This window comes from Xylanibacter ruminicola 23, from assembly GCF_000025925.1.
GTDB classification, from domain to species: domain Bacteria; phylum Bacteroidota; class Bacteroidia; order Bacteroidales; family Bacteroidaceae; genus Prevotella; species Prevotella ruminicola.
The window spans coordinates 843,319-857,348 of the sequence record NC_014033.1 but is presented as its reverse complement, the minus strand read 5'-3'; the positions used below and the strand labels follow the sequence as shown (position 1 = coordinate 857,348).

Below are 14,030 nucleotides of genomic sequence, written 5' to 3'. Positions count from 1 at the left end.
TTAATCTTTAATGTTTAATGTTTTACGTTTAATGTTTAACGTACCGTCATATGAAAGCACCCCTGCTTCACCTCGTATTTGATGTAGCAGCGACCCTGTTCGCGCATATCGCGCAGCACCTCGCACAGCACGTATTTCAAGCTGTCGTTACGCACAGCCCTGCGCGCAGGTCCATCAGGATCCTGAACCGTTTCGTAGCGGTTGTAACAGATGTCGAAGGTGGTACCATACAGATGGCACGAGTTCTCGGTAGCATTGCCGTTATGTCGGCGCAGCTTGGTCACATCGGCCTCGGTACGCAGCACGCTGGTAACAATGGGGCGATGCAGGGCAATGCCCTTTACATACAAGCTGTCGAAGAATGCCTGACCGACATCCTGCAGCAGCACCGCCGCACGGGGCACCAGGTAAGGAATACTCGAGTACAGCTTGTCGATATGCACGTAAGGGTTGGCACCCACATACACCAGCTCGCTCTTACGCTTCTCGGCATCCTCGCGGTTCTTTACACGCTTCACGCCCCACTTCATCGCTGCAGCCAACTGCACCGACTGGGTATCAGGAAAGCAGGCCTTAAAGCTGGGCACCGAGTATATCTTATGCTTCTTAGCAGTAGCTGTAGCACTGAAATCGGTATGAGGCATCGCAGCTGCCACACTGTCGGCATTCACCTCTACATGGCTCTCAGCAATTCTTGGTTCAGCCAGCTGCGGAAACTCGGCACGTACCACCGCAAGCACCGCTACAATGCCCATAAATCCTATTAAATATCTTTTTTTTGTAAGTTTCATTTAAAAATTCTGTTTTGCGTTGCAAAGATACAAAAATTATTTGTAACTTTGTGCCCAAAAATAAAAAACTTCAGCTTTTGATAGAGAAACATATCGTATTAGAAGACATTGACCCCGTGATATTCTATGGGGTTGGCAACGGGCACTTACAGATGATTCGCTCGTTATACCCCAAACTGCGCATCATGGCCCGCGACAATGTGATTCGCGTTTTGGGCGACGAGGAACAAATGGCAGCTTTCGAGGAAAGTGTTGAAAAGCTGCGCGCCCATGTACTCCGTTTTAATTCGCTTGGCGACGAGGACATCCTCGATATCATAAAAGGTAAGCGCACGCGCGATGATGTGCCCGATGGCGTTGTGGTTTATTCCATGTCGGGCCGCCCCATCAAGGCGCGAACGCCCAACCAGCAGCGACTCATCGAGGCTTACAACCATAACGACATGGTGTTTGCCGTTGGCCCAGCTGGTACCGGAAAAACATACCTCTCCATAGCCCTTGCCGTTAAAGCCCTGAAAGACAAAACCGCCAAAAAGATTATCCTCTCGCGACCAGCTGTAGAAGCTGGCGAGAAACTCGGATTCCTACCTGGCGACATGAAGGATAAAATCGACCCCTATCTGCAGCCCCTTTACGATGCCCTCGAGGACATGCTGCCTCAGGTAAAGCTGCAGGATATGATGGAGAAGAACATCATTCAGATTGCCCCCTTGGCATTTATGCGCGGTCGCACGCTGAACGATGCTATCGTGATTCTCGACGAGGCGCAGAACACCACGCCCGCCCAGATACGCATGTTCCTCACCCGTATGGGCTGGAACACCAAGATGATTATTACAGGCGACATGACGCAGATCGACCTGCCCCACTCGCAAAAGAGCGGACTCATCGAGGCCCTGCATATATTAAATAATGTAGAGGGCATTGGTATCGTTAATCTGCAGCGCGATGATATCGTTCGCCACAAACTCGTAACCCGCATCGTCAACGCCTACGAGGAGTTTGATAAAGAGATGAAGGGCGAAATACCAAACAAGTGAAACAGAGAGAAATTGTCAAAACAGATATAATAAGATGAAAGCATTAACTAAGACGGACTTTAAGTTCGCAGGTCAGAAGAGCGTTTATCACGGCAAGGTTCGTGACGTTTACAACATTAACGACGATCTGATGGTGATGGTAGCCACCGATCGTATCTCAGCATTCGACGTAGTACTGCCCAAGGGAATCCCCTTCAAGGGTCAGGTGCTCAATCAGATTGCAGCCAAGTTCCTCGATGCCACTACCGACATCTGCCCCAACTGGAAGCTGGCTACCCCCGATCCCATGGTAACCGTTGGTCTGAAGTGCGAGGGTTTCCGTGTTGAGATGATTATCCGTAGCATCCTTACCGGTTCGGCTTGGCGCGAGTACAAGAATGGCTGCCGCGAACTGTGTGGTGTGAAGCTGCCCGACGGCATGAAGGAGAACGAGCGTTTCCCCGAGCCCATCATCACCCCAACAACCAAGGCCGATGAGGGTCACGACATGAACATCTCGAAGGAAGAGATTATCGCTCAGGGCATCGTATCTGCCGAGGACTATGCCATCATGGAGGACTACACCCGTAAGATCTTCGCTCGCGGACAGGAGATTGCCGCCAAGCGCGGACTGATCCTCGTTGATACCAAGTACGAGTTTGGTAAGCGCGATGGTAAGGTTTACCTCATCGACGAGATCCACACCCCCGACTCAAGCCGTTATTTCTATGCTGATGGTTACGAGGAGAAGCTTGCCAAGGGCGAGCCCCAGCGCCAGCTCTCTAAGGAGTTCGTTCGTCAGTGGCTCATCGAGCACGACTTCATGAACGAGCCCGGACAGACCATGCCCGAGATTACCGACGAGTATGCCGAGAGCGTATCAGAGCGTTACATCGAGCTGTACGAGCACATCGTAGGCGAGAAGTTTGAGCGCGAGAACAGCGACGAGGATATCGCCCAGCGCATCGAGAAGAACGTCAGCGAATGGCTCGCAGCTTTTAAGTCACGCTAATGTTTAATGTTTAATGTTTAATCATTAATGTACGATCAGGAGAAGATAAAGCCATACGGCGAAGGTGAAAAAGCGTCGCAGGTAGAGCAGATGTTTGATAACATCGCCCCTACCTACGACAAGCTTAACCACCGTTTGTCGTGGGACATCGATAAGGGTTGGCGCCGCAAGGCCATCAAGGCTTTGGCGCCTTTCAAGCCCCAGTCGCTGCTCGATATAGCCACAGGCACAGGCGACTTCGCCATCCTAGCCACCCAGATGCTGCAGCCCACCCGCGTGGTAGGTGCCGACATCAGCGAGGGCATGATGGAGATAGGCCGACAGAAGGTAAAGGCACTCGGACTCGACAGCATCGTAACGTTCGAGAAAGAGGATTGCCTACACCTATCCTATAATAGCGATACCTTCGACGCCGTTACCGCCGCATTCGGCATCCGCAACTTTGCCGACCTCGATGCCGGTCTTCGCGAAATGTATCGCGTGCTTAAGCCCGGTGGCCATCTCAGCATCGTCGAACTTACCACACCTGTTAAGTTCCCCATGAAGCAGCTGTTCCACATCTACTCGCACACCGTGCTCCCCGTTTATGGCCGACTGATCTCGCGCGACACCAGCGCCTACTCCTATCTCACAAAAACCATCGAGGCTTTCCCCCAGGGCGAGCGCATGGTAGATATTCTGATGAAGGCAGGATTTGCCGAGGCCTCGTTCCGCAGGCTCACCTTCGGCATCTGCACCATGTATTTTGCAACTAAATAAATACTAAATTTATGGACAAGTACGGACTTATCGGTTACCCCTTGGGACATTCGTTCTCCATCAGCTACTTCAACCAGAAGTTTGCCGACGAAGGCATCAATGCCAAGTACGAGAACTTTGAGATTCCCACGATTGATGAACTCCCCGAGATCATCGACCGCAATCCCAACCTTAAAGGTCTCAACGTCACCATCCCTTACAAAGAGAAGGTGATTCCTTTCCTCGACAGCATTTCGCCCGAGGCACGTGCCATCGGCGCTGTCAATGTGATCCGTGTGGTCCATGAGAAGAATAAAACGCTGCTCAAGGGCTATAACAGCGATGTCATCGGGTTTACCCAGAGCATCGAGAGCATGCTCGACCCCAAGTGGCACAAAAAAGCCCTTATCCTGGGCACCGGCGGCGCCTCAAAGGCCATCAACTTCGGTCTCAAGTCGTTAGGCATCGAGCCCGTGTTCGTCAGCCGTTACGAGCGCCCCGACACCATCCAGTACAATCAGATTACCCCCGAGGTTATCAAGGAGTACAACGTCATTGTTAACTGCACGCCATTAGGCATGTACCCCAAAACCGACGAGTGCCCCGATCTGCCTTACGAGGCAATGAACTCGCACACCATCCTTTACGACCTCATTTATAACCCCGACCAAACCCTGTTCATGCGCAAGGGCGCCAAGTACGGTGCCGAGGTTAAGAACGGCCTCGAGATGCTCCTGCTCCAAGCCTTCGCCAGCTGGGAATTTTGGCACGAAAAATAGTTTAGATTATGGATAATAGATATATGATGCGAGGCGTGAGTGCTGCCAAGGAGGATGTGCACAACGCTATCAAAAACATTGACAAGGGAATCTTCCCACAGGCCTTCTGTAAGATTATCCCCGACATCTTAGGGGGCGACCCAGAGTATTGTAACATCATGCATGCCGATGGCGCTGGCACCAAGTCGGCCCTCGCCTACATGTATTGGAAAGAAACTGGCGACCTCTCAGTATGGAAAGGTATCGCTCAGGATGCCATCGTGATGAATACCGACGACCTGCTTTGCGTGGGCGCCGTAGATAACATCCTGGTATCAAGCACCATCGGTCGTAACAAGATGTTGATTCCTGGCGAGGTTATCTCAGCCGTTATCAATGGTACCGACGAGCTGCTGGCCGAACTCCGCGAAATGGGTATCGGCATCTACCCCACTGGTGGCGAGACTGCCGATGTAGGCGACCTGGTTCGCACCATCATCGTAGATAGCACTGTTACCTGCCGCATGAAGCGTGCCGACGTGATCGATAATGCCAACATCCGCCCAGGCGATGTCATCGTTGGTTTGTCGTCAACCGGTCAGGCCACTTACGAGAAGCGCTACAACGGTGGTATGGGTTCAAACGGTCTTACCTCAGCCCGTCACGATGTGTTTGCCAAGTATCTCGCCGAGAACTATCCCGAGAGCTTCGATCACGCTGTCCCTGACGAGCTCGTGTATAGCGGTAAGTACAAGCTTACCGATGCCGTCGAAGGTTCGCCCGTTAATGCCGGTCAGCTCGTGCTCTCACCCACCCGCACCTACGCACCAGTTATCAAGAAACTGCTCGACGAGCTCCGTCCCGAAATCCACGGTATGGTACACTGCACAGGCGGCGCCCAGACCAAGGTGCTCCACTTCGTGAACGACAACTGCCGCGTCGTCAAGGACAACATGTTCCCTGTACCCCCATTGTTCCGTGCCATCCACGAGTGCTCAGGTACCGATTGGAAGGAGATGTACCAGGTATTCAACATGGGTCACCGCATGGAAATCTACGTACGTCCCGAGGTTGCCGATCAGGTCATCGCCCTCTCAAAGAGCTTCAACATCGATGCTCAGGTAGTAGGACATATCGAGGAAGGCAAGAAGAGCCTCAACATCAAGAGCGAGTTCGGTACATTCGATTACGAGTAATTTTATTTACATCTATAAAAACGCAGCGGAGAGCACAATGCCCTCCGCTGTTTTTTTATGCATTAATAAATAGTATTTTGTGCCGATTATCTTTCGGCCTTACCGCAAAGTGCAGCCACATGGCACCATAGCGATTCTTCTCAATCAGTAGCTCGTCAAAGTCCTGACCGCTCTCAACCGCGTAATCCAGCAGAACAGCTCTATGATGGTCATTTCCAAGCTGTGTTCGTTAAATTTTGACATAAGCTATTCTTTAATTGCCTTTTACTTATTTATTATCTACTATAGGACCAACCCAAAGCCAATGACCAGCACTTGTGTTGCCCTCACGAATCAAAACCCCCTTCTTTTGCAAGTCTGCAAGATCACGCCATATAGTTCGTGTAACTACTGACAGAACTACTGACATTTGCTGTGCTGAAATAAAAGAATCCTTCAGTATCAATTCGCGTATTTTCTTCTGTCTATCAGTAAGTTGCACTACCGACAAACTACCGACAGAACTACTGACATCACTTACGACATTACTAGTGACATCACTTACGACATTACTAGTGACATCACTAGTGACATTCATCATCTGCATGAACTTGGTTCGCTGTATTGTTACCCTCACTCCTCCGCAGAAATTCTCAACCTTAGGCATAGGAATTCCTGCTGGTTCAAATCCGTCTTGAATTTTTTGGAAACCACGTCCCCAAGTATCGATAAAACCAGCCTTGAAGAATGCATTAGCAATATTGCGATTACGCGGCTTTGATGAATGGCCTTATTATTCTATAGTTTTCCAATAAAACTAAACCCTGTTGTTCTAAATCTCAGGAGTTTCATAGCGTCATTGTATTGTTTGACGTAGTCAAAGAACGACTGCGTGGCAAAAACGCATAATTCATCAAAGTGTTCCTGGATATATTCCCACCAATCTTCGTTTATTATGATACAACCATCATAGAGTGCATACATACCTGTGAAATCTCTTCTTTTTGACTCAGCAATCACTTCGGCATCAGCAGTATACTTTACCCATGGCGACAAGAATCTGTTCAGAGTCATCCTCCCACAGATTGGCAGCCCTGGCCCATTGTTCAATCAGTTTTTCTTAGCACTCATCTATTTGCCAGTTTGCTGGGCTTCCTTCGCAGCCTTCAGCATGGCTACTTGACGTAATGCTTGCTGTCGCGTAGCTCGCGATGATGGACGCCCCAATGAGCGGCGCACCTGCTGTGCAGAGTCCTGCATGCTCTGATAGATTAAATCTAGGAAAATCTTCTGTCCCATCTTGTATCTCCTTTATACAGTTATCAATAGTTTGCAATGTTAGAGCGGAAAGCCCTCCTTGGCAATAACCTCGTATATCTGCTCTATTTTCATTTTGATAGTTCTTTTGGGTGCAAATATACAAAGATTTCTTATATAAAATCACTTCTACTAAAAAAAAAATCCCAAAATATTTGGAACTTATTGAAAATGTTTTTATCTTTGCACCGTCAGAACATCTGTTTTGGCTATCCGGGTAGAATCCCGCGAGGGGCAAGGCTTTATCGATACTGCCCATTTAAAAACCACCTTCCGGGGTGGTTTTTTATTTTGTATATTTCACCATAAAGTATTTGATATATGATTCGCCTAATGTGTCTTTGCGAACAATAGAGATAAATTTCTTTCCTTTTATTACAAGAACCTCTATTGCTTCAGGATTCAGTTCGAAGTAATGCTTTATACTCTTAGCCAATGGACGAGGTTCATAATTAGAAACCATATGAAGCAACACACGGTTAGTTTGACCAACAGATTCTTTTAAACGATTATCAACCGAGTTCGATCCCGAAATGGTTTTTAAATCAAACAGTTTATATACACCCTTGCGTTCAAAAATAAAGTCAGGCGTTCTAAACCTCTTTGGATTTGGCAATATAAAAACACGATAACCATGCTCAACAGCTTTCCTTGCTGCATTAATCAAATTCTGATAGTCATCACATGTATCACCCGCAGCGCTAAAGATCTTCTCTTCATTCTCAACTGGTTCGAATGCTGGATGTTCAGCAATGCGTCGTAGTTGAGTATAAAAACCAGCTCCACTAAAATTGGGCAAATCTTCCAATAACGTATCAAGATTTTGATATGGAGGCTCGCATACCAACATGCAAGTCTCCTCTAATATAGAATAACCTTCCGTTAAATTCTCTTCAGACATAGTTGATTCATTTACAATTGCAAAGATACAAATAAAAAGCGATGTAACAAATAATTAGCTAGAAAAAACTCATATTTCTTAAAGAATCTCTCTTAACTCCATTATATCGAGCATGTGGTATCTTACCTGATCTATTTCGGCATGCCAGCTCTCATGGAAATGTCCGTAATACCAATATCTTAAAGGATGATTCTTGCTATAAAGATAACTATAGATATCGTCCATCACCTGGCGCTCATACCTTACGTCGTCCAACAAATCTACATCATGCTCAGCCCAGCTTTCCAAGAAATGGTGTGATGATAATTCACAGAACGATGGTGAAGTATGGGTAATTATGGTATCGACAGCGCATTGCTGATCAATTTTATTAAGCTTCTCCTTGTTAAATTCAGGGAGTTCATTTGACCAATAAACATTTGGCAAAAGAGGATCATTTGGATTGGGCAAATGAAATTTATTAGAAGCCATACGAAGAGTTCTGTCGATGGATGTTGCACCACCTACACAAAGAATCGTATGACCACAAGCCTTAATTACCGAATAATCACATAACGTACGCCAGCGTTGGTGTTTGATTGGTAGTCTATTAAAATAAGCTGGATTATCATGATTTCCTCTTATAAAAACTATCCAGTTATTGGATTTTGAAAGCCGGTCGCGACAACGATTGTAAACAGCCTCATAATAGCCGGGCCTTTCAAAACCGAATCCACAATCACCAGCTACAATGATAAGTGTATCGGTCATTTCATACTGTACGCAGCACTTAAATACGAGCTGAGTAAAATCACCATGAATATCGCCACTAACTACGATTTTCTTGGCGCGAGGGTATTCTACTATATTGCAGTTTCTGTTCACTATTTTTATTTGTATTATTGCATGCAAAGATACACCAAATAAGTGAAATAAAGAAAAAACTAAGAATAAAAATAATCGTCTTTCAACAAAAAACAAGGGTTTAGAGAGAATGATTCAGCTTTTGGCAGGGGTAAGGTAAAATCCATTCAACTTTTTCTAGGGTAGTACAGTTTTCCCCTCTATAGCTCCATGTTGAGTGGTAGTTCGGAATTTCCGAACAACCACTGTCTCGTTTAATTCCTTGTCCTCAAAGGATACTTTTCTCATCAAATCCTTTCCGGCCGAATTCTTCTTGTAATTGTCGCGCCACTGTCGCGACAATTTTATGAGGGAATAACTACCACTTCTTGCCAATTTTATGAGGGAATACTCGCCTATTTCTGATAAAGAGAACCGATCCTACTGATACCGCCTAAGGCCAGAGCCACATTCTTTCTGGTTGCTTTTGGGTAGCCAATCACCAGCTACTATCTAAGCCTTTGGAGAACTTTTCGTCTATGGTATTAATCAATTGTTTTTTAATACGAATAAACCTAACATTTGTTTTTGGCTTAGGCTTGTAAACTCCGCTAAAATGCAAAAAACGAGCCTCTAAACTCCGCTAAAATGCATGTAGTGGTGATAGCATCACACCGCACGCCGCACGCCGCAACTTTTTGGTTTTGCGGTGTGGAGGGGTGCGATGGTGGATGTGGATTAATTAGTATTATAAATATTATATATTATTATATATATTATAATATATATAATAATATATAATATTCTAAAGACAAAATGCTGCGAGTGTGAAGTACGGAAAAGTTGCGGCGTGCGGCGTGCGGTGTGGAGGTGAGCATAGCAGACGAGGTTATACTTATTTGAGCGAAATCCGTAATTTTTGAGGCGAAAAAATTACGGTTCTTGGCGTACGAAATGGATAACCAAAATATTTTTGCTTTTTGATAAAAAAGTGGCTAAAATATTTGGTAGTTTGAAATATTTTTTGTACCTTTGCATCGTTAATCAAAAACAAAGCGCGCAAAACTTTTGAGAGACACAAACAACACTTAGTTATTAACCATTTTAAAATTAAAACACACAACATTATGGCAAAGATTTTTTATCTGTTGAAGCAGAACAACATCAAGAACTCGAAGATTTACGGTAAGTGGTTTGCCCACGGAAAAACCATCGAAACACTGAACACCCGCAAGATGGCCAACCACATCTCGGAACACGGAAGCATCTACACCCCAGACGTGGTATTCGGAGTGCTGGAGAAATTCAGAAGCTGTCTGCTGGAAATGCTCCTGAACTCGAAACGAGTAAAGATCGACGGTCTGGGCATCTTCTTCACCACCATCGAGAACGAGAAAGGTGGAGCCCTGAAGAAGGAGGATTTCTCGCCAGCCAAGAACCTGAAGGCCCTGCACATTAGGTTCCTACCCGACCAGGAGGCTGAGACCAACATCTCGAGCAGAGAGTTTATCAAGAAGGCGGAGTTTGTGAATGCAGAGACATTTGCTGGACAGCTGACCGAGGAGGAGGATAAACCAAGTAACAGTGGCGGTGGTGGTAGCAGCCAGGGCGGTAATACCGGTGGAAACACTGGTGGTAATACCGGAGGCGGCGGTCACAGCAATGAGCCAATCGGAGATTAAACATTAAACATTAAATTATGACAAAGAAAGAAACATTTAAGTTTATCGTGCAGATGATAGCATCGATCGCGACGGCGATAGTGACGGCATTGGGAGCCACCTCGTGTATGGGGTATTAACAAAAGAAACAGAGGATGTCCAACTGGGCACCCTCTGTTTTTCGTTTTATACGTTGTGATGGAAGATGTACCGCAGGGGTTGGATGATGCGGACGGCAAGGCTGATATCCTCGGTGATGACCTCGGCCTGGCCACTCAACTCGCCAGTGAACCGTAGTTCACGTCCAACGGTGGTATGCAGGCCCTGTGGCAGTGTGATGGTGGCCACATACACATCCTGATTGGCGACTGCTGAAAGACCGCTTACCGTGCCACGCAGATAGCCGAACTCGAGATAGGGATAGCCATCGAGCATGATGTTTACACGCTGGCCCTCCTTGACCTTACCGAAGCCTGTGGCTGGCAGAAGAACCTTACCCACAAAGCATGATTTGCGCGACTCGACAACGGAGAAGATATGCTGACCTGTAGTGATATTCTGATTGACCGCCCACACATTGGTGTACGACAGTTTGCCGGATGCTGGGGCCACAAGGGCATAGAGATGCTCCCACTGACCGATGGCCACCTTGAGGGTGTTGAGCGCCGACTGCAGCGTGGCCGTAACATGCTGCATATCCTGCTGGTACTGCACCTGAAGCTCGGCCAGACGATTATCTATCTGGGCAATGCTGAGTTGGGTTTGCGAGATGTCGGTACGTACCTGCTCGACGGAGAGCTGGGCCGAGATCAACGAGCGCTGACTCTGCTCCATTTCAGCATCGGAAGTGAGCTTGCGTTCGTGCAGGCTTTTTTCGCGATCGCGATCGTGCTTGACCAGATCGGCTTGCTGCTGGCTCATTTCGAGCTGACGTTTGAGATTACTTTCGTGGCGCAACAACGAGGCATGCTCCTTCTGTGCCGACAGTATCTGCTGGCGATAGATATTGAGGCGAACGGCCTGATTGTAACTGACGACGGCATCGCAGAACTGATTATAGGCATCCTGCACCACACCCAGGCGCAACGACTGATCGGCAGCGAAGGGGATGGGCTCGCCACTAACCGACAGCTTACCGACGGCCTGTTTCACACTTACCACATCATCGGTATTGGCGGTATTCTCGACCACAGCGATGATGGCGCCTTTTGACACCTGCTGACCATCGGCCAGGCGAAGCTCCTGCAAACGACCATCGGCACGGGCCACAATACGATTGGGAGGGGTATCGCCCGTGACTACCACCCTACCCTGCACCACATCGGGATAACGGAAAATAAAACTGCCAATGACAACCAGCGCCACCACAGCGGCAATGACTGTAATACCATATTTTATCAACGACGATGGCGGACGCGAGATGATGTCCTGTACCTCGTCGCTATGTAGTTCGATTCTATCTTCTTCCATCATTTTCTGCTAAACATTCAGTTGGTTCTTTACCAGTTCGTAATAGATGCCGCGACGCTCTAACAGCTGGGCGTGATTACCCGACTCGACAATGCGCCCCTCGCTCATCACCAGGATATTGTCGGCATCAACCACCGTACTGAGTCGGTGGGCAATGATGAGCGATGTACGATTATGCAGGAAGTCGGCCAGATTCTGGATGATGGCATGCTCGTTCTGCGCATCGAGCGAGTTGGTAGCCTCGTCGAAGAACACGTAGTCGGGATTCTTATACACGGCACGGGCTATCAGGATGCGCTGCTTCTGACCCTGACTCAAGCCACTGCCCTCGGCACCAATCTTGGTGTTATAACCCAGCGGCAACTGGCGGATATAATCGTCGATCTCGGCCACGCGGGCTGCCTGCACCAGTCGCTCGGTATCAATCACCTCGAAACCGGCAGCGATATTGCGGGCGATGGTGTCGGAATAGATAAAACCATCCTGCATTACCACACCACAATGCCTGCGCCATGCACGCTTGTCGTAGTTTTCCAGATCCGACGAGCCTATCACCACCTCGCCGGCATCGGGCTTATAGAAGCCGAGAATCATCTTGAGCAGCGTGGTCTTACCACTACCACTCAGTCCGACAATCGCCGTAGTCTTGCCGTGAGGTATCACCACATCAATATGGTCGAGTGTAGGTTTGTCGTTCAGTTTATCGTAACGGTAGGTAAGATTCTTGATCAGGATATCACCATCGCCGCTCACCTGGCTGATAAGCTGGCGATCGGGCTGCACCTCGTCGTCCTTCTCGTACACCTCCTGCAGACGCTCCAGACTGAGGCGGGCATCCTGATAGCGATGGATGAAATCGACCAGTTGATTGACTGGACCATTCAGACTACCGATGATATACTGCACCGACAGCATCATACCGAGTGTCATATCGCCACGAAGTACCAGCATGGCCACCAGCGCCGTGATAACCAGATTCTTCACCTCGTTGATGAACGTGGCACCCGATTCCTGATACTGATTGAGCGCCAGGCTCTTGATATTGAGGCGGAAAATGCGCGCCTGCACACGCTCCCACTCCCAGCGTTTCTGCTGCTCGCAGGTGTTGAGTTTAATCTCCTGAATACCGTCGATAAGTTGCACAATCTTACTCTGATTGGCCGCGTTCTGGGCGAACAACTTGGTATCGAGCTTGGCACGACGGCGCATGAACAGCAGTACCCAGAGCACATAGAGCGCACTGCCCAGCATGAAGATAAAGAAGATGCGCCAGTCGTAAATGAGGATAACGGCACCGAACACCACGATATTGAACAGCGAGAGTATCAGCGATAGGCTGCTACCCGTGAGGAACGTCTGGATACGGTCGTGATCGTCGATACGCTGCAGGATATCACCTGTAAGGCGCGTATCGAAATAGCTGAAAGGCAAGCGCATCAGCTTGGCCAGATAGTCGGACAAGAGCGACAGGTTTACGCGCGTAGAAACATGAAGCAGTATCCAACTCTGGATGAACTGTACCGAGGTGCTACCTATCATGAGCATCAGCTGCGCAATAAGTACCAGGACGATGAAACCGAGGTCCTGGCGCGAGATACCGAAATCGACGATAGCCTGCGTGAGGAACGGCAGTACCAGTTGCAGCAGCGAGACCACCGTGAGCCCTAAGAACAGCTGCGCGATGAGCTTCTTATAAGGTCGCATATACGACAGCAACAGCATGAGGCTGCGCTTACGGGCCTTGCGGTCGCTATCATCCTCGACATACTCGTCGCGATTGAAATCGGGTGTTGGTTCCAGCATCAGGGCGATACCAGCGGGCTGTCCTTCTTCGGTATCCGAAGCCCAGTAGCGCAGAAACTCGCGCTCGGTATAGGTGATGCGCTGACCTACGGGATCGGCCACCTTGAACTGTAGCCCCTCTTTGGTACGCTTCACCTCGTAGAGCACTACAAAATGCCCCTGATTCCAATGCAGGATACACGGAAGTGGAACCTCGTCGACCAACTGTTGCAGCGTAGCTTTCACGCCTGTGGTATGCATGCCTAACTGCTCGGCAGCCTCAGCAACACCGAGCAGCGACACGCCATCGCGCTGTATATGACACATATCGCGCAACCGTTCCAGCGGATAGTTGCGCCCATAATAGGCCATCACCATGCGTAAGCAGGTTGGGCCACATTCCATCACATCGTGTTGAGTGAATATTGGGAATGGTTTATTCATTTACCTTGTTTTTTAGCAATCTGGCCACAAAGTTAGCAAGAAAATGGCAAATAAAACAATAACTTCAAGTTTGTTAACATTCAGTTAATATTTATTTAAACTATGTTAATTAAAACAGCTATTATTATCGTCATCCAAAT

General features: G+C 48.1%; 15 protein-coding genes and 1 pseudogene. 7 read left to right on the top strand and 9 right to left on the bottom strand.

The annotated features are described in order from the left end of the window. Positions 1 to 35: 35 nt before the first annotated feature. Positions 36 to 755 (bottom strand): DUF5715 family protein, encoded by a 720-nt coding sequence (locus tag PRU_RS03695; protein ID WP_013063300.1) that lies wholly within the window; start codon positions 753 to 755, stop codon positions 36 to 38. Between the two features lie 113 nt (positions 756 to 868). Between PRU_RS03695 and PRU_RS03690 the strand changes: the two genes are divergently transcribed. Genes PRU_RS03690 through PRU_RS03670 form a run of 5 tightly spaced genes read left to right on the top strand, consistent with a single transcriptional unit; the run spans position 869 to position 5,514 of the window. Further along, positions 869 to 1,831 (top strand): PhoH family protein, encoded by a 963-nt coding sequence (locus PRU_RS03690; protein ID WP_033149339.1) that lies wholly within the window; start codon positions 869 to 871, stop codon positions 1,829 to 1,831. Positions 1,832 to 1,865: 34 nt separating this feature from the next. Further along, positions 1,866 to 2,822 (top strand): phosphoribosylaminoimidazolesuccinocarboxamide synthase, encoded by a 957-nt coding sequence (locus PRU_RS03685; protein WP_013064788.1) that lies wholly within the window; start codon positions 1,866 to 1,868, stop codon positions 2,820 to 2,822. Positions 2,823 to 2,849: 27 nt separating this feature from the next. Beyond that, positions 2,850 to 3,581: a bifunctional demethylmenaquinone methyltransferase/2-methoxy-6-polyprenyl-1,4-benzoquinol methylase UbiE gene (gene ubiE, locus PRU_RS03680; RefSeq protein WP_013064957.1), complete on the top strand. Its 732-nt coding sequence runs from the start codon at positions 2,850 to 2,852 to the stop codon at positions 3,579 to 3,581. A gap of 11 nt (positions 3,582 to 3,592) precedes the next feature. After that, positions 3,593 to 4,339 carry a shikimate dehydrogenase family protein gene (locus tag PRU_RS03675; protein ID WP_013064311.1) on the top strand — a complete coding sequence of 249 codons (747 nt, stop codon included), beginning with the start codon at positions 3,593 to 3,595 and terminating at the stop codon, positions 4,337 to 4,339. An 8-nt stretch (positions 4,340 to 4,347) separates the two neighbouring features. Next, the gene (locus PRU_RS03670; RefSeq protein WP_013064886.1) at positions 4,348 to 5,514 is read left to right on the top strand and encodes an AIR synthase-related protein; all 1,167 of its coding nucleotides are present in this window, start codon (positions 4,348 to 4,350) and stop codon (positions 5,512 to 5,514) included. A 268-nt stretch (positions 5,515 to 5,782) separates the two neighbouring features. On the opposite strand, the gene PRU_RS03665 is transcribed toward PRU_RS03670, so the two are convergent. From PRU_RS03665 to PRU_RS03650, 6 genes and pseudogenes are all read right to left on the bottom strand, one after another. Continuing rightward, positions 5,783 to 6,091, bottom strand: coding sequence for a helix-turn-helix domain-containing protein (locus PRU_RS03665; RefSeq protein ID WP_258575524.1), 309 nt, complete (start codon positions 6,089 to 6,091; stop codon positions 5,783 to 5,785). A gap of 36 nt (positions 6,092 to 6,127) precedes the next feature. Continuing rightward, positions 6,128 to 6,268: pseudogene (locus PRU_RS16395) on the bottom strand (ATP-binding protein); the annotation flags it as partial. A 23-nt stretch (positions 6,269 to 6,291) separates the two neighbouring features. Then, the gene (locus PRU_RS16000; protein WP_041385632.1) at positions 6,292 to 6,567 is read right to left on the bottom strand and encodes a hypothetical protein; all 276 of its coding nucleotides are present in this window, start codon (positions 6,565 to 6,567) and stop codon (positions 6,292 to 6,294) included. 46 nt (positions 6,568 to 6,613) lie between these two features. After that, complete coding sequence (locus PRU_RS15795) at positions 6,614 to 7,069, bottom strand: hypothetical protein (protein WP_074683779.1); 456 nt, start codon at positions 7,067 to 7,069, stop codon at positions 6,614 to 6,616. A 27-nt stretch (positions 7,070 to 7,096) separates the two neighbouring features. Next, positions 7,097 to 7,711, bottom strand: coding sequence for a CdiA C-terminal domain-containing protein (locus PRU_RS03655; RefSeq protein ID WP_013064543.1), 615 nt, complete (start codon positions 7,709 to 7,711; stop codon positions 7,097 to 7,099). 78 nt (positions 7,712 to 7,789) lie between these two features. Then, on the bottom strand, positions 7,790 to 8,578 hold the full coding sequence (locus tag PRU_RS03650) for a metallophosphoesterase (RefSeq protein ID WP_041386594.1): 789 nt from the start codon (positions 8,576 to 8,578) through the stop codon (positions 7,790 to 7,792). Positions 8,579 to 9,660: 1,082 nt separating this feature from the next. Here PRU_RS03650 and PRU_RS15210 point away from each other — a divergent pair. Beyond that, a complete protein-coding gene (locus PRU_RS15210) occupies positions 9,661 to 10,215 on the top strand; it encodes an HU family DNA-binding protein (protein WP_013063990.1) in 555 nt (184 codons plus the stop codon). A gap of 17 nt (positions 10,216 to 10,232) precedes the next feature. Further along, positions 10,233 to 10,334 carry a smalltalk protein gene (locus tag PRU_RS15995; RefSeq protein ID WP_157054619.1) on the top strand — a complete coding sequence of 34 codons (102 nt, stop codon included), beginning with the start codon at positions 10,233 to 10,235 and terminating at the stop codon, positions 10,332 to 10,334. 46 nt (positions 10,335 to 10,380) lie between these two features. On the opposite strand, the gene PRU_RS03640 is transcribed toward PRU_RS15995, so the two are convergent. Both PRU_RS03640 and PRU_RS03635 read right to left on the bottom strand, forming a co-directional pair. Beyond that, a complete protein-coding gene (locus PRU_RS03640) occupies positions 10,381 to 11,667 on the bottom strand; it encodes an HlyD family secretion protein (protein WP_041385631.1) in 1,287 nt (428 codons plus the stop codon). Positions 11,668 to 11,673: 6 nt separating this feature from the next. Next, positions 11,674 to 13,890: a peptidase domain-containing ABC transporter gene (locus tag PRU_RS03635; RefSeq protein ID WP_013065639.1), complete on the bottom strand. Its 2,217-nt coding sequence runs from the start codon at positions 13,888 to 13,890 to the stop codon at positions 11,674 to 11,676. Positions 13,891 to 14,030 lie beyond the last annotated feature (140 nt).

Excerpts from the sequence above, each read along its gene's own strand:
- PRU_RS03695 (WP_013063300.1), bottom strand. The coding sequence starts at position 755 with ATGGGCATTGTAGCGGTGCTTGCGGTGGTACGTGCCGAGTTTCCGCAG.
- PRU_RS03675 (WP_013064311.1), top strand. The coding sequence starts at position 3,593 with ATGGACAAGTACGGACTTATCGGTTACCCCTTGGGACATTCGTTCTCC.
- PRU_RS03685 (WP_013064788.1), top strand. The coding sequence starts at position 1,866 with ATGAAAGCATTAACTAAGACGGACTTTAAGTTCGCAGGTCAGAAGAGC.
- ubiE (WP_013064957.1), top strand. The coding sequence starts at position 2,850 with ATGTACGATCAGGAGAAGATAAAGCCATACGGCGAAGGTGAAAAAGCG.
- PRU_RS15995 (WP_157054619.1), top strand. The coding sequence starts at position 10,233 with ATGACAAAGAAAGAAACATTTAAGTTTATCGTGCAGATGATAGCATCG.
- PRU_RS03655 (WP_013064543.1), bottom strand. The coding sequence starts at position 7,711 with ATGTCTGAAGAGAATTTAACGGAAGGTTATTCTATATTAGAGGAGACT.
- PRU_RS03665 (WP_258575524.1), bottom strand. The coding sequence starts at position 6,091 with ATGAATGTCACTAGTGATGTCACTAGTAATGTCGTAAGTGATGTCACT.
- PRU_RS15210 (WP_013063990.1), top strand. The coding sequence starts at position 9,661 with ATGGCAAAGATTTTTTATCTGTTGAAGCAGAACAACATCAAGAACTCG.
- PRU_RS03640 (WP_041385631.1), bottom strand. The coding sequence starts at position 11,667 with ATGATGGAAGAAGATAGAATCGAACTACATAGCGACGAGGTACAGGAC.
- PRU_RS03635 (WP_013065639.1), bottom strand. The coding sequence starts at position 13,890 with ATGAATAAACCATTCCCAATATTCACTCAACACGATGTGATGGAATGT.
- PRU_RS15795 (WP_074683779.1), bottom strand. The coding sequence starts at position 7,069 with ATGGGCAGTATCGATAAAGCCTTGCCCCTCGCGGGATTCTACCCGGAT.
- PRU_RS16000 (WP_041385632.1), bottom strand. The coding sequence starts at position 6,567 with ATGACTCTGAACAGATTCTTGTCGCCATGGGTAAAGTATACTGCTGAT.
- PRU_RS03670 (WP_013064886.1), top strand. The coding sequence starts at position 4,348 with ATGGATAATAGATATATGATGCGAGGCGTGAGTGCTGCCAAGGAGGAT.